The organism is Paenibacillus sp. Y568, from assembly GCF_059445545.1.
In genome coordinates, this window is record NZ_JCAIUM010000025.1 from 25,498 (window position 1) to 50,920 (window position 25,423).

The following is a 25,423-nucleotide window of genomic DNA, read 5'->3' on the forward strand; positions in this document are numbered from 1 at the left end:
TCCCTCTTTCACACCATTATAGACTTCAAACTCCCTTAATCGCTGCCATAGGCTTGCATGTTGCCACTACATCAGCTAGGGATGCACCCACCACACTATCAATAATCCGATCCACGTCTTTATATGCTTGAGGACATTCATCTAGAATCGTTGCTAAGGAACGGTGGTTGACCAGGATTTCTTCATCGGACCCCACTTTCATGGAACGCTGGAATTCATCAACAGTCACTAATTCCTTCGTAGCTTTCCTTGATCTAGCTCTGCCTGCTCCGTGACAGATGGAATAGAAATTCTTCATCCCTTCTTCTTTACCGATCATAATGTAAGAAGAAGTTCCCATGGAGCCAGGAATTAATGCTGGATGTCCCGTTTCTCTGTAAGCCGCTGTATTGAGGAAATGTCCTGGTGGCAACGCACGTGTTGCTCCCTTTCGATGAACAAGCATCGCCTCATTCCGATGATGTTCCTTCAATGCATAGTTATGCATCAAGTCATACAGCACAGGGAACTCAATATCGTCTCCGAAACATTCACGGAAAGCCTCGCGAACACCGAAGGCAATCATATGTCTGTTACTTACCGCGAAGTTTAAAGCGGAGTACATCAGATTGAGATAGCTTTGCCCTTCATCGCTCGAGATCGGTGCATAGATCAGATTACGGTCAGGATTCTCTATCCCCCAGTTGAACATGGAGGCTCGGAATAACTTCGTATACTCTTGCCCAAGTCTAGCACCCCACGCCCGAGAACCCGAATGAATCATTACGATAACTTGCCCATCAAATAATCCCCATTGTGTCGCTAGATTCTTCTGTACTTCTTCGATCTCTAGGTATTGTATCTCGATAAAATGATTCCCACCACCCAATGTTCCTAATTGACCATGAGCGTATTTGTGAATATGATCTGGTAGCTTATCAAGATGTTGATGATCGAACTTGAATGTCGACTGCTCAACGTGTGTCAGCCATTGCTCATTTGGAACATAGGCACTCGGAAGCCCATTCAGACCATACTTTACGACTTCCTTTATATCTATATCTGCATAATGAGAGTTCGTACGTTCATTCGTCGGAACATATTTCTCAATCGTCTTAATTAGCGCTCTGCGTACACCTTTATCCTGAATGTCCTTCTTGTGTAGAGGTGTCGTATGCACACGCATCCCACACCCAATATCTACACCCACAATAGAGGGAGATACAAATCCATCCTTCATATTCCACACCGCTGTTGTCCCGATACAGGTTCCAATACCAACATGAGCATCTGGCGTATAGCTCATATATACATTACGTGGAATTCTTAAGTTGTTATCGGCCATTTCAAAGGGTCTCGAATCAAACGATTGATAAATATCCGAATTAGCAAATACGTGCAGATTGCCATTAGGTAGATCGACTTCATAATGATTATTTCCGTGGAACTTTTCTATTCTTTCCATTTTGTAACCTCCAGGTTTCTTCTTGATCTGAATTCATCATCGCTGATTTTAACGGCTACGAACATGGTGAAAGTATTACGACCACCTAAATATTTGGTACAATATTGAAATACATATATGAAAAGTGAGGGATTTCCTTGGCACGAGAAAGCTTTGATAAAGAAATCCAGTTCCTAAGGATGCTAGTCCTAACTAGTGGAGCATACAGCCGAACACAATTTGCAGAGAAGCTCGGCATCTCTGTCCATACCTTTGATAAGACACTTCGACGACTTAAAGAAATTGCCGGACCAGATTTTACTAGCTCATTGCATAACAGCTACTATGAATCAACCGATCCGATGTTATTATTCCTGTTCCGAGGGAAATCCCTCAAGGAATCCGAAAGTCAAAGAATAGCTATATTGATGGCCTCGATCCATGAAAGAGCATCCACTGCGCTCGAACTCCTTGATATATGCTCCTTAGCATTTACAAGCGAAGAGACACCACCCGATGAGAAAACGATTCGCAGCGATCTGAAATATCTAGAAAAGGTAGGTGTCATCTGTAAACAATCGGGACAGCGTCCCTATCGCTACTGTATCCAAAATGAACTTATCCAACAGCTCACATCCGATGAATTAATCGATTTATATGATTTTATCGATATTATGGCAAATACGCAGGTTCCATCCGTACAAGGATATTTACTTCGCGATGGACTTAAAAAACAAATAAACAGAAGCTCATCTATCCCTCAAGAATTTGAGGTTTATCTATACAAATATCATTATTACTCTCGTATATTAGATGAAGCGCATTTATTCACGCTATTAGAAGCCATCCATAGTTATCGTAAAATACGTTTTCTATATTTTTCACCAAAGTCTTCACAAAGCTATACGTCTCGTAATACCAATCCACGATATGAACGTGAAATCACAGGTAAAGAAGAAATTATACTCCCACTCAAGATCGTCTACGATCATCAATATGGACGGTGGTATCTCTTAGCGTACTGTACGCGACATGGGATTAGGAAGTATCGGATGGAAGGGATGACACAACTTGTGCAAGAAGAGCCTGTCGACCCATCTTACTATGGGGAGAAAAGGATCGATTTAGAAAGTAAAATCAAATACAGCTGGTTAATAGATACAAGCGGTCCTGTCACCATTCAGATGAGATTCTATAATCCCAATGATAACAATACGAGTTCAAACTTCGTTAAAGCGCGTGTGCTACTACAAGGTCAATGGGGACAAATTGTAGAAGAAAATGACGATTTTTTCGTATATGAGATTGTGGTCAATGGGACATCAGAGATCAAACCATGGATCAGAAGTTTCGGATCTAGCTGCGAAGTACTAAAGCCAATTAATCTACGTAAAGAAATGATTGCCGAATGGAAGGAGATTCGAACCTATTATGAATTTATTTGAAAAAATATATAGCCATCAAATCCTCTCCTTATTAGAAGACTCAGGAACTTATATGATTACTTCACAGGAGAGATCTTGGCTAAAGACGATGATGGACCTTCCCGTCGCATCTGAAGCTTTTTCAGCGAACACATTACATAAACTTCAAACTACTCTGCATACGGAAAAATCAATGAATACAGAAGCAATCATCGAAAAGGCACGTAGTGTAGAGAGTCAAGTATTCCACCCTCTACTTCGTAGCCTACGTCGTATGATTATGAATAAATCAGGAATAAACATGACCTATTCATCCAAGGGAGGAAGACTCTTTGATAACAAGATCGGTTATCCGTATAAGTTGGAATATTCCATGATTAAGAGAAGCTGGTATCTACTGTGGTACCCTATAGCTAACCATTCTTTGATAAGCACCAAGCTAGAACATATTCAATCAATCAGCGAGTTAGAAATGTCCGAAGAGCAAGTGAACAACATTAGTAAAAGAATTGAGAACATCCTTGAGAAACGTAAACAACAAGCCCTACTTGAGGTCGGACGACCCTATAATCCAGAGCTCTCACGCATTCTCTATGCAATCTCTTGTTTCGAAAAAGAAGTATCTTATGACTCGATGAAAGACACTTATACGATTCTACTAACCTTTGCTAATAATGAGGCAGAATATGTATTATCGAAGCTTCGTTTTCTGGGTAAACGCGTTCGTGTGGTTGAAGGTGCATATCTGAAAAAGCGGATGCTAGAGTCGGCTAATAAGGCTCTAGATCGGTATGAGAATAGTGTTGACTAAATAGGAGGAATGGCTTAATTTTTCAAGTGATTGAATGTCATTACAAGAATGAATTTAATAAGCGCTACTAAAAGTGGATCCACTTTTAGTAGCGCTTGTTTTATTTGCTTATCAGTCATTATTCTTGTACAATTCGAAATTTGCTGATCATTTCGCTCACTTGTTCGCTTGATTGTTTCATTTGTTCAGCCGCAAGATGTAACATGGAATAAGCACGCATCTGGTCCGAAGAAGCCGAACTTATCTCCTCTGTGGCAGACGCTGCATCTCGAGCCACATGAGATATCTTAGTAATGGATGAAACAACCTGTTCCCTGATCACATTCATCTGCCCTATATCCTCATCCATTTCTTGAATCGAGTTAATGAATTCCTTTAGCATATCCGCAATCGATTCAAAAACTATTCCCGACTCCTGAACAATAAGCGATTGTTTGGAGACAACCAATTCGGTCTGATTCATAACCTGTAACGTTTGAGAGACTCCTGCCTTGAGGCGTTCGATCGTGATGTTTATGCTCCTTGTTGATTCATAAGTCATGGTCGACAGCTTGCGAATCTCTGTAGCCACGACCGCAAACCCTTTTCCGGACTCGCCTGCACGTGCCGCTTCGATGCTCGCATTTAGTGCGAGGAGTTTCGTGTGTTCAGATACGTCATTAATCGTTTGAACGATTGTGGAAATGGTAAGCATCTGTTCTGCCAGACCTTCAATATGTTGTACGACCCGTTGGTTTGCTTCAGTCGTCTGTAAATTATGATCCTGCAATTTAAGTACTTTATCCATACCGCCTCTTAAGATAATTTCAGCTTCTGAAGATAGGCTGGTCATTTTTTTATTTCTTTGATTTACCTTTTCAATCGTGCCCGATAACACCATCGTTTCACTGCTCGTCACCTCTGTTAAGGACGCTTGCTCCGAAGCACCTACTGCAATTTCATTAATGCCCGAAGTCATTTCCACACCGGTTGCTGTTATTTGTTCCGCAATAGAAGTAAGTTCCTCAGCGGAAGTATTCACATGGCGAATCGATTGGTCTACTGTCGAGATGAGTTCTTTCATACGCAACGCCATGATATTAAAATCAGCGGTTAATTCCCCAAGTTCATCCTGTGAGAAGGTATGTATATCGATCGCTAGATTACCTTCTGCCATCTCTCGTACACATCCGCGTAAATAACGAATTGGTCGATGAATCGAACGGATGATCACATAACCAAGAAACGATGAAGCGATCATGCCTGATAATGTTAATAGAATACTAATCAATTGCAAGAAGCCATATTGCTTTTGTGCGTTGTCCAACATGATTTGATTATCAGCGTAGTACATATCGCCTATAAGATCCAACGTCTCCTCCATCTGGTCAAACTTTACACTGCCCTCTTGATAGGAAAGAAGCTCTGCACGTTTACGGACAGTTGAATCCTTTGACGATAGTCCGTCAATTACTTTTTTGGAAACCGAGTCATACGCTACAACCGCTGCTTCGTGGTCTTGAATCATCTTTTCCTCATTATCAAAAATAGCACCAAATGACTTATACTTATTGAATCTGTTCTTTGCCGAGTCCTTCTGTTTGTTAAGCTCTTCTAATTGCTCAGTAAATTGACTCGACCCTGGTACATAATTGTATAATGATCGTTCTACTAACAGCATCTGATATAAGTCGATATTCGCTGAACGAATGTTATCAAGGACTTCCGCCCTGATACTGAGGCTCGCCTCAAGTGAGGATTGCACCCTCTGTAAATTGAAAATCCCAACCCCTCCGATCACAAGGTTGGTAATTACCGTAACGACGATCGTTAGAATTACCTTGTTCCTAATCGTCATAAGTTTCTTCCCTTTCATTATGCCGCACTCCTCCATCCGGTTCTATTGCACTACTCCAACTGTTATTCGACATGATTTATCAAAACCCCTGCTAAAAACCAAGACTAAATAACTAATGCCTATATCAATGTTAGTACGTTTTGCCTAGAAGATGCGCTTCTGAAGATCGGATGTTAAAATAGGCTAAAAGAGCTTAGCGATTTATCCAAGACCATAATCCTGTCTAGGAGGCACGACCATGATGAGACAAAGTATTCCATACCAACGAATGTTTAATCAGCACATAGCTGGTGGGAAGTTTGACAAACCTGAACAGGTTGTCCAACACCTTGGAGCTTTACAATCACAAGATTATCATCAGGCTCTGTGGGCCATCGGAGTACGAATGAATTCTGCTACAGTAGGTACTATCGAGCAAAGCATCGAAGAGCACAAGATCTTGCTGACTTGGCTGATGCGTGGCACAATTCATTCCGTGTTACCAGAAGATGTAAGGTGGATGACAAAACTTCTGGCTCCACGCCTTCTAGCGCAGGATCAACGAAGACTTGTACAGTTAGAACTTGATCAGAAGATCATCGAACACTGCAAGCAGATCCTCTATGATGCATTACGGGGGAACAAGCGGATAACCCGGCCCACTATTATGCAATTGTTAGAGGCAGATGGGATCAGTACCAATAATCAACGGGGTTATCATCTTCTGTGGTATATCGCGATGTCCGGTCTCATCTGTCTTGGACCGCGGGAGGGCAAGCAACAGACTTTCGTATTACTAGATGAGTGGGTGCCAGCCACCAAAGAATTATCCAGGAGCGAAGCTCTCGCTTTGCTCGCGGAACGTTATTTTACCGGCCATGGTCTCGCAACTGTTCAAGATTTAGCTTGGTGGGCTGGAATTACGCTTTCGGATGCAAAACAAGGTGTTGAAGCTGCTCAATCTCGACTAATCATGGAAAAGATACAAGGGCAGGAATACTGGGGAACTGAGCACCTCCACGTTGGGGCAATGGAAGAAGAATCAAATGTCTATCTGCTTCCGGGATACGATGAATATCTGCTTGGGTATAAAGATCGAAGCGCAGTATTAAGGACGGAATATGCCCATCACATTGTTCCCGGTAATAACGGTGTATTCATGCCGACTATCCTCATCGACAGTCAAATTGCAGGGACGTGGAAACGAACTCTTAAGAATAAAGGGATCGACATCGAATTCAGCCTATTTGCACCTCAAAAGAAAAGAGAACAACGACTCATCGAGGCTGCGGAGAGATATTGCGAATATGTAGGACTGCCTTTGGCTACGACATCCTTTCATATCTAAGATAAGATTACTTCAACGCATTAATCTACATCTGTTGGCTGACTAAATAATAATAGAGTCCCTTCGCTTGAAGTAACTCGTCGTGGGTTCTGCTTTCTACGACTGTGCCTTGGTCCAGCACAACGATACGATCAGCATGCTTAATTGTGCTTAATCGATGGGCGATGATCAACGTGGTTCTATTTTTAACAATGGAATCCATATTATTCTGAATCTTTCTTTCCGATTCCGTATCGAGCGCGCTCGTTGCATCATCAAATACAAGTAGAGGTGGATCGCCAAGAAGTGCTCTCGCAATCGCAATTCTTTGGCTTTGTCCTCCAGATAAACGCATACCTCCGTCACCAATCATCGTATGATACTTCAGAGGGAGAAAGCTGATAAACTCATGGGCTCCTGCTAATATCGCCGCGGCTTCCATCTCATCCATAGTGGCATCCGGCTGACCAAACGAAATATTATCGTGGATTGTTCCTCGAAAAAGCGCTGTATCTTGCTGTACAACTCCGATATTTCGGCGTAAAGATATCGCGTCAAGGGTTCGCAGATCATTGCCGTCCAACCGGATCATCCCACTTGAGGGCTGATATAAATTCATTAATAAGTGAGCAAGTGTTGATTTCCCCGAACCACTTCGTCCAATTAATGCAACGGTTTCTCCAGGCCATATGTCTAGGCTAACATTCTGTAATACGTTATTCCCATCCGCATCATAACGTAATGTAACATTCTCAAAAGATAGTTGACCTTTAACATCCACAAGTGTCCGCATTTGACTTAGATCAGGCTGCTCCAAAGAAGCTTGAAACACGTCGTCCAATCTTTCTATTGAAATTCGCGCTTCCATGAGATCGTCCATCATTTGAATCATATAAGAGATCGCCTGGGTTACAGCCGTTAATAACACGGTAAAAGCAATCAATTCTCCTGTCGTCATATCGCCTTGCAATACAAATCGCGAACCGAAATATAGAACAGAAATGGTTCCAAGTGTCCGAATCCATTCCCCACCTGTCTCCGCAGATACCCATAGTAAGGTTCCTTGTAATCGAAGCTCCATTGCTTTTTTAAATTTATCCTTTAATTGATTAAATACGTTTTGCTCGGCAGTGAGTGACTTAACCGCTGCAATATAACTCACAGACTCCACCATCGTTGTCTCCGAATCAGCATGGGCTTGAAATTGCTTCCGGCTATTCTTTCGCATGCGTGGAGAAATAACATAAATCAAGACTACATATAGAGGGAAAATGACAGAAGCCATGAAGAACAATTCCACATTGTAATACAACATTAACGATCCATACACGACTATCGTAACCAGGTCCAAAATGAAATTCGTAGCCCCAGAAGTGAGAATTTGACGTATTTTCTCATTTTCATTCACCCGTGTGAGGATGTCACCCACAGTCCGTTCGTTGAAAAAAGATAAGGGCAGACAAGTAAATGTTTGTAAAACGCATGAACCATGTTCATATCGATCTGTAGCGCCGTTTTCGAAGTGATCCATTGTCTAATGAACACAAAAAAACCGTTAACCAATGAAATCGACAGCATCGCTAACATTAGAACTGTAAGTAGGCGGTCATTTCGATTAACCAGTACGTTATCAATGACCATCTGAGTAATAATAGGCAAAGAAAGTGAGATAAGCTGAATTCCAACAGACAACAACAAAATGAAAACCAGCATTCGTTTATACGGCCACAAATAGGCAGCATATCTTTGCAACGTCGAACCCCGAGAACCTGATTCCTTTAATGCCGCCGTTCGGATAAGCGTTAGGAGCAACCCATTCCAATTCTTAGCAAATTGTTCATGGGTCAGCTTCTCGACGCCGATTGCAGGATCTCCCACATACACATACTCTTTCGTAACTTGGTACACGACTATATAATGATTTCCTTTCCAATGCGCAATCGCTGGTAAATGAACATCGTGCAGATTCGTAATATCCGTTCTCATACCTTCTACTTCGAACCCTAGCGTTATTGCGGTTTCCTTCAATCCTTGGAGCGAAGTTCCTGATCTGGAGGTACGAGTAATCGACTTAATATGATTAATCGGAATCGATACGCCGTAATATTTACATATCATGCTCAAACATACGGGTCCTCAGTCCGTTTCGCTTTGCTGCAAAATGACCGGATATCTTCTCCACGGCATGCTTCTCTTAACATGGAATCGTTTATTTGCTGTCATATTTCCCTTCACAACTTCACCGGTTCTACACTTGGTTCAGCCACAACTTTGTCCTTCTTTTCGGGAATATGCCTACCTCTCAAACTGTCATTCGAGGAAATCGAAAGCATCGCTTCCTTGTTTTGTGGATATTTACCAATCAACTCGTCAAAGTCTTCCTTTGACAGGCGAAATAGGATAGCATCCATTGTCGTTCTAACAGTAGCCTTCTGTGGTTCTCCATTCAGCAATGCCATTTCACCAATGAAATCACCCGCTTGCAATCTATTAAGCAATTCCCCACTACTTTCCTTTACAACATCCACTTTCCCAGACTTCAATATATAAAAAGCGTTCCCGGGCTCTCCTTCCGTCACTACAGACGATCCCGTTGTATAGGGGCAAATCGTTATTTTATCTATCAGTGAAGTTATCACCTTGTTTTCGAAATTGGCAAACACAGTGGAGCTTTGCAAGAATAATCGCTTAGAATACATAGTTACATATTGATTTATATATCTGTCCAGCTCAGGGTGTAATGTCAGCATTTGAACAAAATCTTCCTTCGACATCTTCAATAATTGCAGTTCCGTAGATGCCCTAATCGTGAAATCAATGATTGAGTTGTTCAATAACCCGCTTTCGCCAAAGTGCTCACCGGGATGGAGTAGACCCAGATTTATCTCATCACCATTTGCCTTTTCTTTGATTCTTCTAACTTTACCGGACACGATGAAATAAAAGGCATGCATCTGTTCACCAGTGCGAACGATCGTCTGACCCATTTCATATTGTTCAGAAACAAGTCTCTGCCCTAAGCGTTTCTTCTCCTCTGCATTCAATACATCCAAAATTGATATCTGATTTAACAGCGTGTCCACCATACTTCTCATCCCAATTTGAGTTGAATTATACTTGATCCCAAAGTGGAATCTCAATTGCGGCTTTGTTCAGTTGCTCATCGACCCACTCCTCGAACACAATAGAACTTATGTCCCTCTTCAATCGCTCATCGAGACGGGCACTCTTTATTTCCTCTACTTTAATTACATGAAATCCTTGGATTGTCTGAATAGGTCCAACAACCTCATCAGCCCGCGCACCAAACACAGCAGCAGCCTCCACCGGAGACATGGATGATCGTGTCACTTCGCCTGCATATCCACCCGATCGTCTCGTAGTTTCATCTATAGAATAGCGCCGGGCTAATGTATAAAAGTCACTACCCTCTTCAATCCGATACATTAACTCTCGCGCTGCTCCATACTCCTTCATGACGATTTGCGATAGGATGGCTGAATCGAAAGAAAGGCGATTCTCGTAAAAATATTGTTCAACTTGATCTCGACAAACGTTCTCCATCACTTTGAATTCAATCAACTGATCTCGAATCGATTCCGCAAGATCATCAAGAGTCATCTTGTTACGCTGTAACCATTCCGTTGCCGCGGCTACTTGTAATAGCCCATGACTCCTCCGATAATCGTCGATTCCCTGCTGTAGCTCATCTCCACTGACCGAAATAGCATTAGCTGAAGCATATCGTTCAATGATTACTTGTCTCACTTTACTCTGTACCACATCAAATGTCTGATGGTTCTTAGCATGACGTAATACTTCATTCAGGCTAATGGACTGTCCATCCATTGTAATCGCAATTATCTTGTGTAGAGACATATCCACAACCTCATTTATATTCATAGGATAGAACCAAAAATCACCCCTCAACAACATCTTGGGGTGATCGTAAAAATCAAAAATAAGTTAAGCTAATCTATGGGGCATAGGCCTTTTTTCCACAGATCGGGGTGTTCCGACTTTGGGTAGTAGTTGCAATACCTTGTCTCGAATGCCCGTTACCTCCCAAGACTTGTTTCATCTCTTGTTCGGTTAGCGTTTTACCTATCTCCTGCAATTCAACGAAGCACAGTTTCACTTCTTGATTGTTCTTCTCTAGCATTGTTATCACCTCATCTCCATTAGTCTTAATATTAATCTAACGGGGATGACGATGGTTATCAAGCAACTAAAGTTGTATTGGTTAGAGTCATTCTATTCCTCTACTAGCACCTTACATGCTTCCGTTTGAAGCCAAGTTGCCCTCTTTCTACTGCCTTTTTTATATTATTGGAAGCGTTCAAAATTTTGCTTTTGGCGGTACCTTGATTCACTTCTACCTGCCCTACTTCCTTCGCAACTTTGACCGCCTTATCATGAAGTGGTAGGTAGGATATCGCCACAGTGTATATAAAGTTGTTCATCGCGTATTTCGTGCGTTCGGGGGCATCATGAATGGTTTTTTTTATAAGTTCCAATAGATCAGCGATTTTCTCTTCGTCAAATTCACGATCTGGACGACTGCCAAGCAGCCAGCAGTAACAGCTCCAGCCCCCCGACATTCTCAGCTCGATATCACTTGTAATCCATTGATCGGCAACCTCTTGTGCAATATCCGTCTCTGCCAGAGTTACCGCTACCACATAATCCGATAACATATAAAAATAAGCTCCATCCATCCACCGTTCGAAATCCGCCTTAGACATTGCCATCGGATCAGCGATCATCCCCGCAAAGTACATGGCATCATAATTCCCTGTTGCATAGAGTTGCTCAGCCAATGGCTGATTTCGTTTTATTTTCTTGAAGATCGGTTTCATCTGGCCAGTAGCCACGCCAAAGAGCGGTTCATGCGCGCCGTTGGTTTGATATATCTTCTTGGTTCGTTCCTTTCCAAGAACCTCAAGCTCTTGCATGACTGATTCTAGATTCATTATTCGCACTCCTTTTTGATAGATTATCCGTCAGGATGAAATCCTTCTTCATTCGAATATATCATAAAATAAGGTTAATCCAATGCCACCAGGCGACTGTAAACTTTCATTATAAAGGAAATTCCCAATTTTTTCATTGACAACCTATCTAAATACGATATATATTTAATGACATTGATAATCATTATCATAATATTAATAAAAAATATATTACATATAAGGAAGTGTATACACATGAACACAAAACGAAAGTACTCATTCGCTACATTATTCATTTCCGGTTTACTTGCAATCACACTAGTTGGTTGTTCTAATCAGCAATCCAATGCAAATCCTACACCCTCTCCGACTGCGAGCAATTCAGCAAGTACAGAAACTACTCAAACAGAAACTCCTGCTACTCCGGATAACAATGTCCAATATCCGATCGTGATTAAGCATGCTTTTGGCGAGACGACTATTAAGAGCAAGCCTGAACGTGTAGCTACGATTCAATGGGCGAATCACGACGTTGTTCTCGCTCTTGGTGTTGTTCCTGTAGGTTTCTCAGCGGCAAACTTCGGGGTTCAGGATGATAGCGGACTATTGCCTTGGACATCCAAGAAGCTAGATGAACTTAACGTAAAGGACCCAAATGTTTTCATGGATACAGATGGTCTTGATTTCGAGGCTATTTCAGATTCCAAACCGGATGTTATTCTTGCGGCTTACTCCGGTATAACTCAGGAAGACTACGATCTTCTGACTCAAATCGCTCCAGTTGTAGCATATCCGACTGCTCCTTGGACAACCACATGGCGCGAGCAAGTCACTTTAAATGCAACGGGTATGGGTATGGCATCCGAAGGTGAGCAACTTATTAAAGACACCGAGGACATGATTAACGAAAAGGTAAGCGCATATCCTCAGATTAAAGGTAAGAAGGTGGTTTGGGTTAACTTCTCTGCTGAAGATATGTCTAAACTACATATTTATACACCTGTAGACTCTCGTGTCTCTTTCCTGCATGAGTTGGGAATGGTTGATCCTGAAAGTATTACTAAACTAATTACAGATCCTAACAGCTACTCATTAAATTTAAGTGCTGAGAATGCTGAGGCCCTTAACGATGCAGATTTAATCGTTGGATATGGTGATGATGCGTTGTATCAAGCTATTAAAGCTGATCCACTACTTGGCAAAATCCCTGCGGTCCAAAGAGGTTCTGTAGCGTTTATTGAGAGCGATACACCATTGGTAGCTGCTGGAACGCCAAATCCACTGTCCATTTCTTATACCATAGACGATTACCTGAAGTTAATCGTTGGAGCTATTGACAAGATCAATGAATAATTCAGCGATTCCGAACACCGACCATACAAAATCACATACTCCGAAGAATTTCACCTTGGTTCTAATCATTTGTTTCATCCTGTTAGGCATAAGCGTGTTTGTCTCACTGGTCTACGGCTCTCGACCCGTGAGATTTCACGAACTGATAGACGGCTTATTTCACCAGGAAGTAGACTCCTACGGTGCAAATGTGGTTCGTAAACGTATCTCCCGAACTGTTTTCAGTTTACTTTGTGGGGCAGCACTCGGAGTTTCCGGATCGCTTATGCAATCCGTCACTCGCAACCCTCTTGCTGACCCAAGTATATTGGGAGTAAACACAGGTGCATCATTGTTTGTGGTCTTCGGTATTGCGTTCTTGAACATAAGTAGCGCGAGTCAATATATATGGCTAGCTTTGGCTGGGGCTGCGATTACGGCAGTGTTTGTATTCGGAATCGGCTCAATGGGGCGTGGCGGAGCCACGCCCATTAAGCTCGTTCTAGCCGGAGCCGCTATAAGCGCTGCTCTTTCTTCTCTGGTCACAGCCATCATGATTCCACGGTCTTATGTCATGGATCAGTTCAGATTCTGGCAAGTAGGTAGCGTAGGCTCCGCAACGTGGAGCGCTATTGGTACTTTCATTCCATTTCTGATTATCGGAATACTTATCGCTTTTATTACTGCCCCTGCACTTAACGCGCTAGCACTCGGGGACGAAGTTGCGACGGGCCTAGGCGTCCGAACAGGAATACTGCGGTTTATAGCCGCTTTTGCAGGTGTTATATTGTGCGGTGCGGCTACGGCTCTGGCTGGGCCTATTGGTTTCATCGGACTGTTATCTACTCATGTCGTTCGCCTGATTCTTGGACCCGACTTACGTTATGTTATTCCTATGTCAGCCATCGCTGGAGCAATTATTCTGACTTTATCCGATGTAGCTGGCAGACTTATTACTAACCCTGGAGAGCTTGAAGTTGGTATCGTTACAGCATTTATAGGAGCTCCAATCCTAATTATATTAGCTATGCGATCGAAAGTGCGTTCATTATGAGAAATCAATCTATTGAATTTATTATGGCGGGCAGACGTCAAAGACGCCGCCGTTGGATACTTGTTACTAGCCTCCTTACAGCACTTGCAATCATTCTTTGCTGTGCCATGCTTATACTAGGGAACACCATTTATCCCGTTCAAGATGTACTACGAGCTCTTTCGGGAGAGCAAATCCAAGGCGTTTCTTTTGCCGTTAGTACTATCCGTCTACCAAGAATGCTTGCAGGTCTTTTTGCAGGGTTTGCTTTTGGTATTGCAGGTTACACCTTCCAGACCATGTTGCGTAACCCCCTTGCGAACCCAAATGTCATTGGGATTACGTCTGGCTCAAGTGCGGCAGCTGTTTTTTGCATACTTGTGCTTCAGACAAGCGGAGCTATTGTTTCCCTTGCTGCGGTGATTGCTGGTCTTGTTACGGTCCTAGTCATTTATATACTATCCAGAGGGAAGTCATTTTCAATTGGGCGATTAATCCTTATCGGAATAGGTATACAAGCTATGCTTGATGCTGTAATCTCCTATCTCATGGTAGTTAGTTCTGAGCGAGATATTCCATCCGCGCTCACTTGGCTCACTGGCAGCCTTAATGGTTCTCAAATGGATGAGCTTCCGCCTCTTGTCATCATCGTGGTGATCTGTTCGCCTATCCTAATCGTGCTGGGAAAACATCTAAGTATATTAGAACTTGGTGAACAATCTGCTTCATCTCTCGGCGTGAACACGGACAAAACAAGAATTGCACTGATTGTAAGTTCCGTCTGTATGGTTGCTATTGCTACCGCTACAACGGGTCCGATTGCCTTTGTCTCCTTCCTTGCGGGACCCATCGCAACTAGACTCGTCGGAGTTGGCTCTTCGAACGCCATTCCGGCAGGCCTTGTTGGCGTTAATCTAGTCCTGGCGTCAGATCTAATTGGACAATTTGCTTTTGAGTACAGATTCCCTGTAGGTATCATTACCGGATTACTCGGAGCACCTTATCTGATCTTCTTGTTAATCCGAATGAATCGAAAGGGGGAACTATGATGAAACCAGCACATACTTTTCAAGCCGAACAACTCGTAGCAGGCTATGAGAATAAGACAGTTATCCATGGTGTAGATCTTGTTATACCTAGCAATAAAATAAGCGTAATCATTGGATCCAATGGCTGTGGTAAATCTACATTACTTAAAACGCTAGCCAGACTTATCAAACCAACATCTGGAAATATAACTCTTGACGGTAGACCAATTAGTAAAATCCCATCCAAACAATTGGCTCGAGTAGTAGGCATGTTACCTCAATCACCCATTGTTCCTGAGGGGATTTCTGTATCGGATTTGGTTGGTCGAGGCAGATTCCCACACCAATCACTTCTCAGTGGATGGACAAAGAAGGATTATGAGGCTGTTGCCGAAGCAATGAGCACGATGGATATTATCGAGTATGCTAATCATAATATCGATGAGCTTTCAGGCGGTCAAAGACAGCGCGTCTGGATTGCAATGGCTCTGGCACAACAAACGGACATTCTATTTCTCGATGAACCGACGACCTTTCTTGATATTACCTATCAGGTTGAAATTCTTGATCTGCTCACAGACCTTAACCGAAAGCGCGGAACTACGATTGTCATGGTTCTTCATGATATCAATTTGTCGGCTCGTTATGCAGACCATATTTTTGCGCTTCAAGAGGGAAAACTGGTCGCTGAGGGTAAGCCAGCAGAGGTTATTACAAATACATTGATTAAAGACATTTTCGGGCTTAATTCTACAGTGATTGAAGACCCCATTTCGGGATCTCCTTTGGTGGTACCGAAAGGTCGATATCATGTTAATGATGAATACACTTCTTAAATAGGGGTGAACTGGTAATAAACAAAGATCGAACAACAAGTAAAAAGACACTAGAGCAGCCAGATTCTTGTGTCTTTTTTTGTTTCCTCCCATTGGGGTAGCCTTCATACTTTATGTACTTAACGGATAAGACTCTATCTGAGTAGCTTTTTATTCAGTTTACCTAATGAGGTATACGGTAAATTGTCGACAAGATAATTTCCTTGGATAGCTGAGATCTTACCAGTCGAGGACGCAGCCATTCCATGAGCTCTTCTGTTTTCGTTTCGGCATCGGGTATTAGAAGGACAAATACTTTCAATCGCTGTCCATAATGCTCGTCACTAATTTATATAATGATGATAAACAGCTTCTAAAGCCTTGCCGTCAGTATTTCGCATAGCGCTCCGTAAAGCGTATGTTCAAGATTCATTGAGGCAAGAGAGGAGAGTGCCGCCATCGGCGTTGCTGATTCTTTGACCACATGGTAAATTTGTTCCTTCAATTGAAAAAGAATTTGCGCTCGGTTCAGAAGTGCAAACACCTCCGCTTCTACCGAATTCACAGCCATCCGAACATCAGTGAACATTACTTCCAGGGACTTATCCACTGCCTGATCCAGGACAATGATCGTAAGCGTATGCGTATTTCCGTCATATCCCATGTCTGTTGCGATTTCTGCGCCGCCAGCGAATACCTTGACCATCGTATCCGCAAAGCCGACAAAGGATAACTTCCATGACCGCGCTCAGGCACAACTTTTGTATTACCTAGGGCAGGGAGAATCTTGAAGCTGGCTACATCCCCCATATCCAGTATCATTTCCGTATCGCACCATTGATCGTCCCGGTCCTCCGCAGTATCGCCTTCGTCCTCCCAGAGATGAAAATGACCACATCCCCCAGCAAACACACGAACCTCCATATGCTTAGGATTATCCACCGAAGGGGTATATACCGTCAGGTCCACCAAGGGAACGATGGCACCCGCTTTAGCTAGTACAGGGATATTTTCCATATTACGATAGAGAGAGCTTTCTTCCACCGTCGTACACGCTTCCATTAAATAAATCAATCCAAACGCCCTCAGGTAGCCAGGCTTTGAATTCTGCGACGCCCGTCTTTGGGTCCGCCGGCTAATTCCAAACACTCATTAGGTGACCCGATATGTTGCTCACCCGCACACTGAGGCCATGCCTGGAGAAAGGCTTCTTGTCATATGTTAAGTGTAGACGATCCGTAATCAATTCAAGCTTGTTTCCCAGATCTATCACGCGAAACTCTGGAACCGTAAAATTGCGGTTCACTACAGTCTGTGACGCCCGGTCTTCAAAAGAGCCCTCTTCGCTGTATTCCATCCGGATGAGCTCTGGGGTTAATACAGTGAAACGATAGCGTTCTCCCTGTATGATCGCGTCAGCATTAGCGTATGGTTCGGAATGAAACTCGAAGTGTTTCGACAATGGCTTCAGCTCTTTAATTTCATTTTTCATCGATAAACCTCTTTTCTTGTTATTAGATGGTTACGAAGAGAAGTTTATTTCACGCTCATATAACGGCTGTACGCATCGGTACGAATCTTAATCATCCGTTCAAGACCCATGTCGTTCAGCTGCTTGATATAGACATCCCATTCTTCGTCAATTTCGCCTAAGATCACAAATTTGGCACGCATTGTATTCACATAACTGTCGATGTCCGTGGTCAACGTCGGCAGCTCCTGAAATTCCTCTACGGTGTACATAACATTAGGGAAAGGCTCAGTTACGTAATCGCTACCCAGCTTATCAAGATCCAGCTTCAATCCGTCCCCACTCTCGGGGATCAGAACAATCTTTTTCTCAAAAGTCGGGAGTGAATAATTCTTTGTCAAGTAATCCTTCTTCAAACAATTTGCTCTCCCATTTGAGAGCCTCTTTGTACTCCTCTGAAATAGGGTAATATACCGCTTTTCCGTCCTTGATCAGCATATGATTGTTATTCAAGTCAGCAATTCCGAAGGGACTAATAAGGTCGTTCCCCATTTCAATATAAGGAATTTCATCTGGTTTTCCGTTTCCGTTTGGATCTTGCTCTTTAAAAGCTTTAAGCACGTTGTAAAGATCGTCGATCGTCTCCGGGACCTTTAGTCCCAGCTTATCTATCCAGATCTTGTTAATCACAGGCTGGCGTGAACTTTTAGAGCGCGACGGCAATCTTGCGGGCAGAGAGTAGATTTTCCCGTCAGGAAAGGTGCTGATTTTTTTCATTTCAGGCGTTTCTTGCATGGCTGCTTTGAGATTAGGCATATATTGTTCAATATAATCATCCAGCGGACGGAAATAACTTAGATTATTGACAATATCAGAATCCCCTAAGGTTTGATCTCCAAGGATGATATCCGGGAGCGTACCGCTTGCCAGCATAATGGGCTTCCGTTCGCTCCAGTCGTTGGAGGACATCACCTACCATTCGATTTTGACATTTGAATTCTCCTCCAAATCCTTCAGCCACTGATTCTGACTAAAGGTATCACCCATACTTCCCCAGCGGACAGTCAGCACCTTCAATGTCACGGGCTCGTTTACAATCGGTAGGCCCTCAGTGTTAAAATTGCTCTTTTCGCTTACGACGGTGTTATCCTCATTGTTTCCACTACACGCTGTAAGGCTTGCCAGCATTGCTGTTACCAGAAGAGTGACAGTTAGTATTTTATGTAGACCCTTTCTTTGCTGATTTGTCATTCTTGATCCCCCACATTTTTAGTGTAAAAGCATTATTCTTTAACAGCGCCAATCATTACCCCTTGGTTAAAGTACTTTTGTACAAAGGGATAGACGCACATAATTGGAACTGTTGCCACAATAATGACGGAATAGCGCATCATATTGGAAAGACGTAGCGCGATTTGCGCAGCTTCACCTGTTCCCATACCAGACTGCATCTGATTGGTAATCAGAATATTACGAAGTATCAACTGCAAAGGATACATATTTGTATCTTTTAAATAAATCAAGGCGTTAAAATATGAATTCCAATAACCAACGGCGATCCATAAACCGATCACTGCGATAATTGCCTTCGACAGCGGTAAAACAATCTGAACAAAATAACGAAGATTGCCACAGCCATCAATCTGCGCCGCTTCCCACAAATCTCCGGGAATACTACTCTGAAAAAAAGTTCGTGCGACGATAATATTGAAAACTCCAACGGAGAAAGGCAGTACCATAACCAGGAATGTGTCGTACAGATGAAAATCCCGGATCGTTAGAAAAGTTGGAATCAACCCCCCGTTAAAGAACATCGTAAAGATGAAAAACAGCGAAATATATTTACGTCCCACAAGGTCCTTTCTTGACAATGCATAGGCAGCCGAGATATTTACTACTAAACCGATCGCGGTCCCCACCACCGTGTAGAGGATGGTATTCCGGTACCCGATCCAGATATTTTCATGACGAAGCAGCTCTTTGTAGCCATCGAACGTGAATCCTTTAGGAAACAGCCATACCTGGCCGCCTGCCACTGCGGAAGGATCACTGAACGAAGCAATAACGATAAAGTACAGCGGGTAAATCAGGATAACTAGAAAAATTGCTGATATTACATACATTATAATTTCCATAACAGTATCCGATGAACGGTTTTTCTTTATTTTCCCCACATTCCCTTTTGTCACTGTTTCTAATACTCCCATTTCAATTTTCCTCCCTTCTACCACAAGCTGTTTTCGCTTAATTTTTTAGAAATCTGATTGACAATAATTAATAAAATAAAGCTGATGACGGTGTTAAACAAGTTGATAGCCGATGAAAAGCTGTACTGACTACTGAGCAATCCAATTTTGTAAACATATGTGGAAAGAATTTCGCTTGAAGTTATATTCAGATCATTCTGCATTAGATATACCTTCTCAAATCCAACTCCGAGCAGACTTCCGACCCGCAGTATAAGTAGTGTAATCGCTGTCGGCATCAGCATAGGAATATCGATATAACGAATTTTATGCATCCGGTTTGCTCCGTCCACGGTTGCGGCCTCATACAAGCTAGGGTCGACCGCAGAGAGTGCAGCGATAAAGATAATGCTGTCCCATCCGACATGCTGCCACACATCCGACCAGACATACACACTACTGAATAAACCAGCGGAGCCTATCAGATCGGGAGCCTCTTTTCCAAACAGACTATATAAATTCCCTAGCAAACCGGTGCTAGGGGAGAACAAAATCATCATCAAACCCACCATTACAACCGTAGAAATAAAATGAGGCATGTACGATACAGTCTGGAAAAACCGTCTAAACCGGTTGGGTCTCATCTGGTTAACCATTAACGCCAGTATAATCGGAATCGGAAACGTAATCAGACTGTACCCGCTGATGATCAGTGTATTCTTAATTGTTGATGAAAATTGATAGGAATTAAAGAACTTCTCGAAGTACTTGAATCCCACCCATGGGCTGCCGCCAATTCCCAACGCCGGGCTGTAATCTTTGAATGCAATGAGCACCCCGTACATCGGTTTATACGCGAATAATAACGTAAGTATCACAGCGGGAAAAAGCAATATATATAGACCCCAATTTTGTTTCATTTGTCCGAATGTCCGCCCTAAATTAAATCGACCAGATTTCATGACATCCCCTCCTAAAAGTTTTGTTAGCATCTGCTTCTTGGATCAGCTTCGTACAAAACTGGCTTCTGAAGCATAAACGTATCTGTTAATTGTTCCATATGTTATACCGGCCGTTGAACATCTTTAGTATATCGTCTCGATTCCGCGTCTACCGGACATTATAAAAGCGTTAATCGGACTTTTAGGGTCCGGTTCTGGGGCTAAATACAGAACCATCCCCCCATCAACAGCCTACAATACGCTATTCGGACTTTAATTGACGTTTTCCGGACTTTTACAAAGAGATGCCGTCCGGCAAAGACAGAAGCACCGGACGGCATTTTTTAAAAGCCAACAGATCGTTTCTTTATTTTTCAATACCAATAATGATAGGCTCGGCTTTGCAGTGCAGCTTGCCCTGTGTAACTGTGACTTCACTACCGTCAATCAGGTTTAGGTACACGCCATCAGGAAGATCAGCCTCTACTTCTGCTGACTTCCCTTTCATGCTGAACACACCAACCAGCCTTTGTTCTCCCCAGATGTGAGTTCCCACAATAATGTCAGCCTCATCAACGGTTCTCAGATTGCAGACACTATGAGCCATGATTTCTTTTTTCTTGATGAGATAGAGGGCTTTGAATAGCCATGAAAGTCCTTCCCCGTACTCCAATTGACAGTATTCTTGTTGAACAGATCAGGACAAATCTCATTTCCCATTTCCTGTCCGCCGTAAATAAGAGGCATTCCCTTTTCGAAATATAAGAACGCAGTCCAGTTGATAAGGTCATTTTCATCTGGAAAAAGCGCTTTGGCACGAGGTCGGTCGTGATTTTCAAGAAAACGCAGTTTAACATAGTTGTCCGGATAAATAGATTCTTGCGCATTGATCTTATTCATATAGCATGCCAGCGTGTTATTTCAGGCCAGATATCCCGTGAAATAAGGGTAGACATCGTAATCGTAGCAGACGTCAAATACCTGCAGGATTTCAGAGTCAGACAAGCTAACCATACCTCTTGCTTGTAGGCGAAATACACATTGTTTTTGCCATTTAGTACACTCCTAAAGTTTTGTGAACTTATGCATCATGTAGGAAAATTTTGAGATGAAATGCAGTATAGAGAAAAGGCTGCCCAACAGCAATTTGCAGGGCAGCACATTTTGGGAGACAAATAAGTTAATTCACACTCACATAACGGCTGTAAGCATCGGTACGAATCTTGACTAACTTTTCAAGACCCATTTTATTAAGCTGCTTGACATAAGCATCCCAGCCTTCGTCAATGCCGCCTTTGCTTATAAATTGGGCACGCGCTGTATTCATGTAGCTGTCGATATCCGTGGTCAAAGTCGGAAGCTCTTGGAACTCCTCTGCGGTGTACATAACGTTAGGGAAAGGCTCTGTTACATATTCGCTGCCCAGCTTATCAAGCTGTATCTTCAGTCCATCTCCGCTCTCCGTGTTCAGAACAATTTTCTCTTCAAAAGACGGGCTCACATATTTCGGTCCGAAATCACGGAGCGACTGATCCCAGTACCATGCATCCGCGCTGGTTCCGGTTGGTGGATCCATCAAAGTAAAGGTGTCGTTATCGTTCTTCTGGATAACGGTGCCAATCGCTCCCCAGAAATTCTGAATACTTGCTTCATTGGTATAGAACTGGTCGGCCCAGCGTGCGGCAACCTCCGGGTATTTGCCGGAAGTACTTATGAGCAGTTCGTTGCGGTTAACACTCATACCAATCGGATTTCCAATGGTGTAACGCTTACCATCCGGTCCGGAAATCGGTGGAATAGTCACATATTGATCACTCCATTTGCCAAATACAGCATCTGGTGTCCACTGGTACGAGAAGCCTACGATTGGAGCATCCGGATTTTGGAACTTGGCCGATCTCATCGTTTCATCCTGAGTGAACACCTCTTTATCGAGTAAGCCTTCTTCATACAACTTATTTTCCCATTTGAGACCTTCTTTGTACTCCTCTGAAACAGGATAGTATATCGCTTCTCCGTCCTTGATTATCATACTGTTATTATTCAAGTCGGCAATCCCGAAGGGACTAATCAAGTCATTACCTATTTCGATAAATGGAATTTCATCTTGCTTTCCGTTTCCATTCGGATCTTGCTCTTTGAAAGCTTTAAGTACGTTGTACAGCTCATCAATCGTTTCAGGAACCTCCAAACCCAATTTATCCAACCATGTTTTGTTAATTACAGGCTGGCGCGAACTTTTTGGTCGTGCTGGAAGTCTTGTTGGCAGAGAGTAGATTTTGCCGTCAGGAAAGGTACTGATTTTTTTCATTTCAGGCGTTTCTTCCATGGCCGCTTTAAGATTAGGCATGTTTTGCTCAATATAGTCATCTAACGGGCGGAAAAAGCTTAAATTATTGACGATATCCGAATCTAAGAAGGTCTGATTTCCTAAGATAATATCCGGAAGTGTACCGCTTGCTAGCATAATGGACTTCTGCTCTGCCCAGTCATTGGAGGACATTACCTGCCATTCAATATTGACATTCGTATTCTTTTCCAGATCCTTCAACCACTGGTTCTGAGTAAAAGTGTCCCCCATGCTTCCCCAGCGTACGGTCAGCACCTTCAGCGTCACAGGCTCATTGACAATCGGCAAGCCTTCTTTGTTATAACTGCTCGTCTCGCTTGTCGCGGCATTGTTTGCATTGTTTCCGCCGCAGCCGGTGATTCCAAATACCATCGTTGCTACCAGAAGACCCACAGTCCATTTCTTTGCATTCATTTTCTTGCTGAGTTCACTCATTTCATAATCCCCCATTTCATTTATACAAATCGTTTGATTCATCCACTTTCTATATGTGGAACGCGAATCTGAATATCTTTATATTAACTTTTTGTTTTTTCGCATTCCGGACACTTCAAGACTGTTATCCAGACTTTTGAATCCGCTTACAATAAATGAAGGGGCCAAATTTATCTCTGTGGAAAATTTAGTAACAGTATTCCGACTTTTCTTTGCGCTTTCCGGACTTTGAAGTGAATCGGTGCTGAGTTCTTATGTTTTTTTCACGCAGAGGTTTTATAATGATTTTGTTACCTATAAAAACGTATTCATGATCTGAATGCGCAGGAAAGGACTCGGCACCAAGAAGCTATGGAAAAAAAAACAACAGAAAAAAAAATCTACCCTATTAGTCATTATGTAAAAGTCATGATTCTGGTATCATTCACAGTGCTTGTTGTGGACTTAATAATCAGTATCGCTTCCATTTCCATCGTCAAGCAACAGTCTACTCGAAATTTGCAGGATACGGCGTCACTCTACATCAACCGTATTGATCATGATTTTGCATACATTAATCACTATATGGGCTGGACGCTTGCGAACGATGAGAATCTACTTACGATGAATACTTACGGAGTCGACAGCATCGAGTTCTTAAAGTCGAATGAGAGCCTGCATAAACGTTTTACCGAACTGCAAAAAAATTACGGACAGGAGTATAACTTCTTTTACTATTTAAAAAATGAGTCCTATTTTCTGAATTGCGCACCGATCAGCGTAACCTATACGGATTACAGGGAGCTAAAAAAGAAGATTATTTCTTATATAGACGACAAAGAGATTTATGAGAAATTTTATTCCAAATGGACGCCTATTCTAGTAAACAACCATTATTATGTCATTAACATCGTTCCCTATCACAACCGCTATCTAATTGGACTGATCTCGGCAGATAACCTGATAAGTCCCCTAAACCAAATTAACCTTGGGGTCAACGGTTATGTTTCTCTAGTAGATGAGAATGAACATACTTTAACCAGTCCGATATCTAACAATAAAAAGTTGTTACAGGACAAGGGGGGGCTCTCAAATCTTTTCCAATCCCCTACAACGATCAGCAGCGAGTTTTCGGGCACGACGTTCAGCACCAAGATGGTCATTAAATATGGTATATTTGAGAAAATCATGATTGCCCAACTGCTTATCATGCTTCTGTTCTTCATCGTTACATCCACTTTATGCATCGTTATGCTGTTTTTCAAAAGAAGGGTACTGAGCCCTATTCAAAGCTTCTCCGAAAACCTTGTCTTCATTAATGAGGAAGGGCAACCGGCGGATTTCAAAAGCAGTAAGATTATAGAACTGGAACAGGCGAATACACAGTTTAAAAGCCTAGTTGAACAAATCAAAACCTTCAAAATCGCTATGTACGAACAGGAACTGGAGAAACAGAGAATACAGCTCGATTTTATGAAACTGCAAATTAAGCCCCATTTTTTCTTGAACTGTCTGACTAGCATTTACAGCATGGCACAAATTCAAATGTATAAAGAAATTGAAAATATGGCGATGTCGACGTCTAAATATTTCCGATATATTTTTCAGAACGGTGAGAATTTTGTCCGATTGGAGGATGAGATCGAGCATGTCCGAACCTATCTCGAGATTCAAAAACAACGTTATCAGGATGCATTTATTTACCTTATCGAACAAGAAGATCAGGCAAGCAGCGTGGAAATTCCACCTCTGGTACTTCAAACCTTCATCGAAAATTCGATTAAATACGCGATATCCAGAGAACACGAAGTACATATCAGGCTTACAGTAAAACGCTGCCAGATCGAGGAAGACGAAGTGACCGTTATCCATCTCTTTGACAACGGGCCCGGTTTTCCACCAAATATACTGGAGAAACTTAATCATGGAGAGCCCTTGGATCAAACCAAAGGTACGCAAATCGGCATTATGAATACTCTTAAAAGGCTGGAATACCTCTATCTTAAAAGAGCTACAGTCACCTTCTCCAATTTGGAGGGAGGTGGCGCAAGTGTTCTCTTATATCTTCCGGATCTTCCGAATAAATCAATATGAATGGAG

The 25,423-nt window shown here is 42.5% G+C and carries 25 protein-coding genes and 1 pseudogene; 8 read left to right on the forward strand and 18 right to left on the reverse strand.

Translation table 11 applies throughout. From position 1 onward, the window contains the following. Positions 1–25: 25 nt before the first annotated feature. The gene (locus tag AC1D7X_RS23520; protein WP_495476210.1) at positions 26–1,444 is read right to left on the reverse strand and encodes an RtcB family protein; all 1,419 of its coding nucleotides are present in this window, start codon (positions 1,442–1,444) and stop codon (positions 26–28) included. A gap of 137 nt (positions 1,445–1,581) precedes the next feature. Between AC1D7X_RS23520 and AC1D7X_RS23525 the strand changes: the two genes are divergently transcribed. Further along, positions 1,582–2,868 (forward strand): helix-turn-helix transcriptional regulator, encoded by a 1,287-nt coding sequence (locus AC1D7X_RS23525; protein WP_495458597.1) that lies wholly within the window; start codon positions 1,582–1,584, stop codon positions 2,866–2,868. After that, entirely contained in the window at positions 2,855–3,658 is an 804-nt protein-coding gene (locus tag AC1D7X_RS23530; protein ID WP_495458596.1) for a WYL domain-containing protein, read from the forward strand. The genes AC1D7X_RS23525 and AC1D7X_RS23530 overlap by 14 nt, the downstream gene beginning before the upstream one ends. Before the next feature lie 118 nt (positions 3,659–3,776). Here the strand turns inward: AC1D7X_RS23530 and AC1D7X_RS23535 are convergent, their stop codons facing one another. Then, the gene (locus AC1D7X_RS23535) at positions 3,777–5,513 is read right to left on the reverse strand and encodes a methyl-accepting chemotaxis protein (protein WP_495458595.1); all 1,737 of its coding nucleotides are present in this window, start codon (positions 5,511–5,513) and stop codon (positions 3,777–3,779) included. A gap of 220 nt (positions 5,514–5,733) precedes the next feature. Between AC1D7X_RS23535 and AC1D7X_RS23540 the strand changes: the two genes are divergently transcribed. Beyond that, positions 5,734–6,822: a winged helix DNA-binding domain-containing protein gene (locus tag AC1D7X_RS23540; RefSeq protein WP_495458594.1), complete on the forward strand. Its 1,089-nt coding sequence runs from the start codon at positions 5,734–5,736 to the stop codon at positions 6,820–6,822. A 25-nt stretch (positions 6,823–6,847) separates the two neighbouring features. Here AC1D7X_RS23540 and AC1D7X_RS23545 read toward each other — a convergent pair whose 3' ends face one another. From AC1D7X_RS23545 to AC1D7X_RS23570, 6 genes and pseudogenes are all read right to left on the reverse strand, one after another. Further along, positions 6,848–7,759, reverse strand: coding sequence for a peptidase domain-containing ABC transporter (locus tag AC1D7X_RS23545; protein ID WP_495476227.1), 912 nt, complete (start codon positions 7,757–7,759; stop codon positions 6,848–6,850). Positions 7,760–7,762: 3 nt separating this feature from the next. Next, a pseudogene (locus tag AC1D7X_RS23550) lies at positions 7,763–8,925 on the reverse strand (ABC transporter transmembrane domain-containing protein); the annotation flags it as partial. 107 nt (positions 8,926–9,032) lie between these two features. Continuing rightward, positions 9,033–9,887 (reverse strand): cyclic nucleotide-binding domain-containing protein, encoded by an 855-nt coding sequence (locus tag AC1D7X_RS23555; RefSeq protein ID WP_495476211.1) that lies wholly within the window; start codon positions 9,885–9,887, stop codon positions 9,033–9,035. Between the two features lie 25 nt (positions 9,888–9,912). Then, positions 9,913–10,680, reverse strand: a complete 768-nt coding sequence (locus AC1D7X_RS23560) for a peptidylprolyl isomerase (RefSeq protein ID WP_495476212.1) — start codon at positions 10,678–10,680, stop codon at positions 9,913–9,915. Between the two features lie 97 nt (positions 10,681–10,777). Further along, entirely contained in the window at positions 10,778–10,963 is a 186-nt protein-coding gene (locus AC1D7X_RS23565; protein WP_495476213.1) for a hypothetical protein, read from the reverse strand. Between the two features lie 103 nt (positions 10,964–11,066). Then, complete coding sequence (locus AC1D7X_RS23570) at positions 11,067–11,774, reverse strand: DNA alkylation repair protein (protein ID WP_495476214.1); 708 nt, start codon at positions 11,772–11,774, stop codon at positions 11,067–11,069. Between the two features lie 234 nt (positions 11,775–12,008). On the opposite strand from AC1D7X_RS23570, the gene AC1D7X_RS23575 reads away from it, so the two are divergent. From AC1D7X_RS23575 to AC1D7X_RS23590, 4 genes are read left to right on the forward strand one after another with little or no spacing between them, the layout of a single operon-like run. Then, positions 12,009–13,106 (forward strand): iron-siderophore ABC transporter substrate-binding protein, encoded by a 1,098-nt coding sequence (locus AC1D7X_RS23575; RefSeq protein WP_495458587.1) that lies wholly within the window; start codon positions 12,009–12,011, stop codon positions 13,104–13,106. Further along, positions 13,099–14,139, forward strand: coding sequence for a FecCD family ABC transporter permease (locus tag AC1D7X_RS23580; protein WP_495476215.1), 1,041 nt, complete (start codon positions 13,099–13,101; stop codon positions 14,137–14,139). Before AC1D7X_RS23575 ends, AC1D7X_RS23580 begins: the two co-directional genes overlap by 8 nt. Further along, positions 14,136–15,167, forward strand: coding sequence for a FecCD family ABC transporter permease (locus AC1D7X_RS23585; protein WP_495476216.1), 1,032 nt, complete (start codon positions 14,136–14,138; stop codon positions 15,165–15,167). Before AC1D7X_RS23580 ends, AC1D7X_RS23585 begins: the two co-directional genes overlap by 4 nt. Then, a complete protein-coding gene (locus AC1D7X_RS23590) occupies positions 15,167–15,982 on the forward strand; it encodes an ABC transporter ATP-binding protein (protein WP_495476228.1) in 816 nt (271 codons plus the stop codon). The genes AC1D7X_RS23585 and AC1D7X_RS23590 overlap by 1 nt, the downstream gene beginning before the upstream one ends. Before the next feature lie 352 nt (positions 15,983–16,334). Here the strand turns inward: AC1D7X_RS23590 and AC1D7X_RS23595 are convergent, their stop codons facing one another. The 10 genes from AC1D7X_RS23595 to AC1D7X_RS23640 form a co-directional block, all read right to left on the reverse strand. Then, on the reverse strand, positions 16,335–16,667 hold the full coding sequence (locus AC1D7X_RS23595; protein WP_495476217.1) for a hypothetical protein: 333 nt from the start codon (positions 16,665–16,667) through the stop codon (positions 16,335–16,337). A 429-nt stretch (positions 16,668–17,096) separates the two neighbouring features. Then, positions 17,097–17,453 carry a hypothetical protein gene (locus AC1D7X_RS23600; RefSeq protein WP_495476218.1) on the reverse strand — a complete coding sequence of 119 codons (357 nt, stop codon included), beginning with the start codon at positions 17,451–17,453 and terminating at the stop codon, positions 17,097–17,099. 44 nt (positions 17,454–17,497) lie between these two features. Then, complete coding sequence (locus tag AC1D7X_RS23605; RefSeq protein WP_495458582.1) at positions 17,498–17,833, reverse strand: hypothetical protein; 336 nt, start codon at positions 17,831–17,833, stop codon at positions 17,498–17,500. Further along, positions 17,802–18,365 carry a type 2 periplasmic-binding domain-containing protein gene (locus tag AC1D7X_RS23610; RefSeq protein WP_495458581.1) on the reverse strand — a complete coding sequence of 188 codons (564 nt, stop codon included), beginning with the start codon at positions 18,363–18,365 and terminating at the stop codon, positions 17,802–17,804. The genes AC1D7X_RS23605 and AC1D7X_RS23610 overlap by 32 nt, the downstream gene beginning before the upstream one ends. 39 nt (positions 18,366–18,404) lie before the next feature. Next, positions 18,405–18,683, reverse strand: a complete 279-nt coding sequence (locus tag AC1D7X_RS23615) for a hypothetical protein (RefSeq protein ID WP_495458580.1) — start codon at positions 18,681–18,683, stop codon at positions 18,405–18,407. Positions 18,684–18,715: 32 nt separating this feature from the next. Then, on the reverse strand, positions 18,716–19,639 hold the full coding sequence (locus AC1D7X_RS23620) for a carbohydrate ABC transporter permease (protein WP_495458579.1): 924 nt from the start codon (positions 19,637–19,639) through the stop codon (positions 18,716–18,718). Positions 19,640–19,656: 17 nt separating this feature from the next. Next, positions 19,657–20,580: an ABC transporter permease gene (locus tag AC1D7X_RS23625; RefSeq protein WP_495458578.1), complete on the reverse strand. Its 924-nt coding sequence runs from the start codon at positions 20,578–20,580 to the stop codon at positions 19,657–19,659. A 346-nt stretch (positions 20,581–20,926) separates the two neighbouring features. Further along, positions 20,927–21,115 carry a hypothetical protein gene (locus tag AC1D7X_RS23630; RefSeq protein WP_495458577.1) on the reverse strand — a complete coding sequence of 63 codons (189 nt, stop codon included), beginning with the start codon at positions 21,113–21,115 and terminating at the stop codon, positions 20,927–20,929. Positions 21,116–21,141: 26 nt separating this feature from the next. Further along, entirely contained in the window at positions 21,142–21,459 is a 318-nt protein-coding gene (locus tag AC1D7X_RS23635) for an alpha-amylase family glycosyl hydrolase (protein WP_495458576.1), read from the reverse strand. A 280-nt stretch (positions 21,460–21,739) separates the two neighbouring features. After that, positions 21,740–23,344 (reverse strand): extracellular solute-binding protein, encoded by a 1,605-nt coding sequence (locus AC1D7X_RS23640; protein WP_495476219.1) that lies wholly within the window; start codon positions 23,342–23,344, stop codon positions 21,740–21,742. A gap of 351 nt (positions 23,345–23,695) precedes the next feature. Between AC1D7X_RS23640 and AC1D7X_RS23645 the strand changes: the two genes are divergently transcribed. Next, positions 23,696–25,417: a sensor histidine kinase gene (locus AC1D7X_RS23645; protein WP_495476220.1), complete on the forward strand. Its 1,722-nt coding sequence runs from the start codon at positions 23,696–23,698 to the stop codon at positions 25,415–25,417. Positions 25,418–25,423 lie beyond the last annotated feature (6 nt).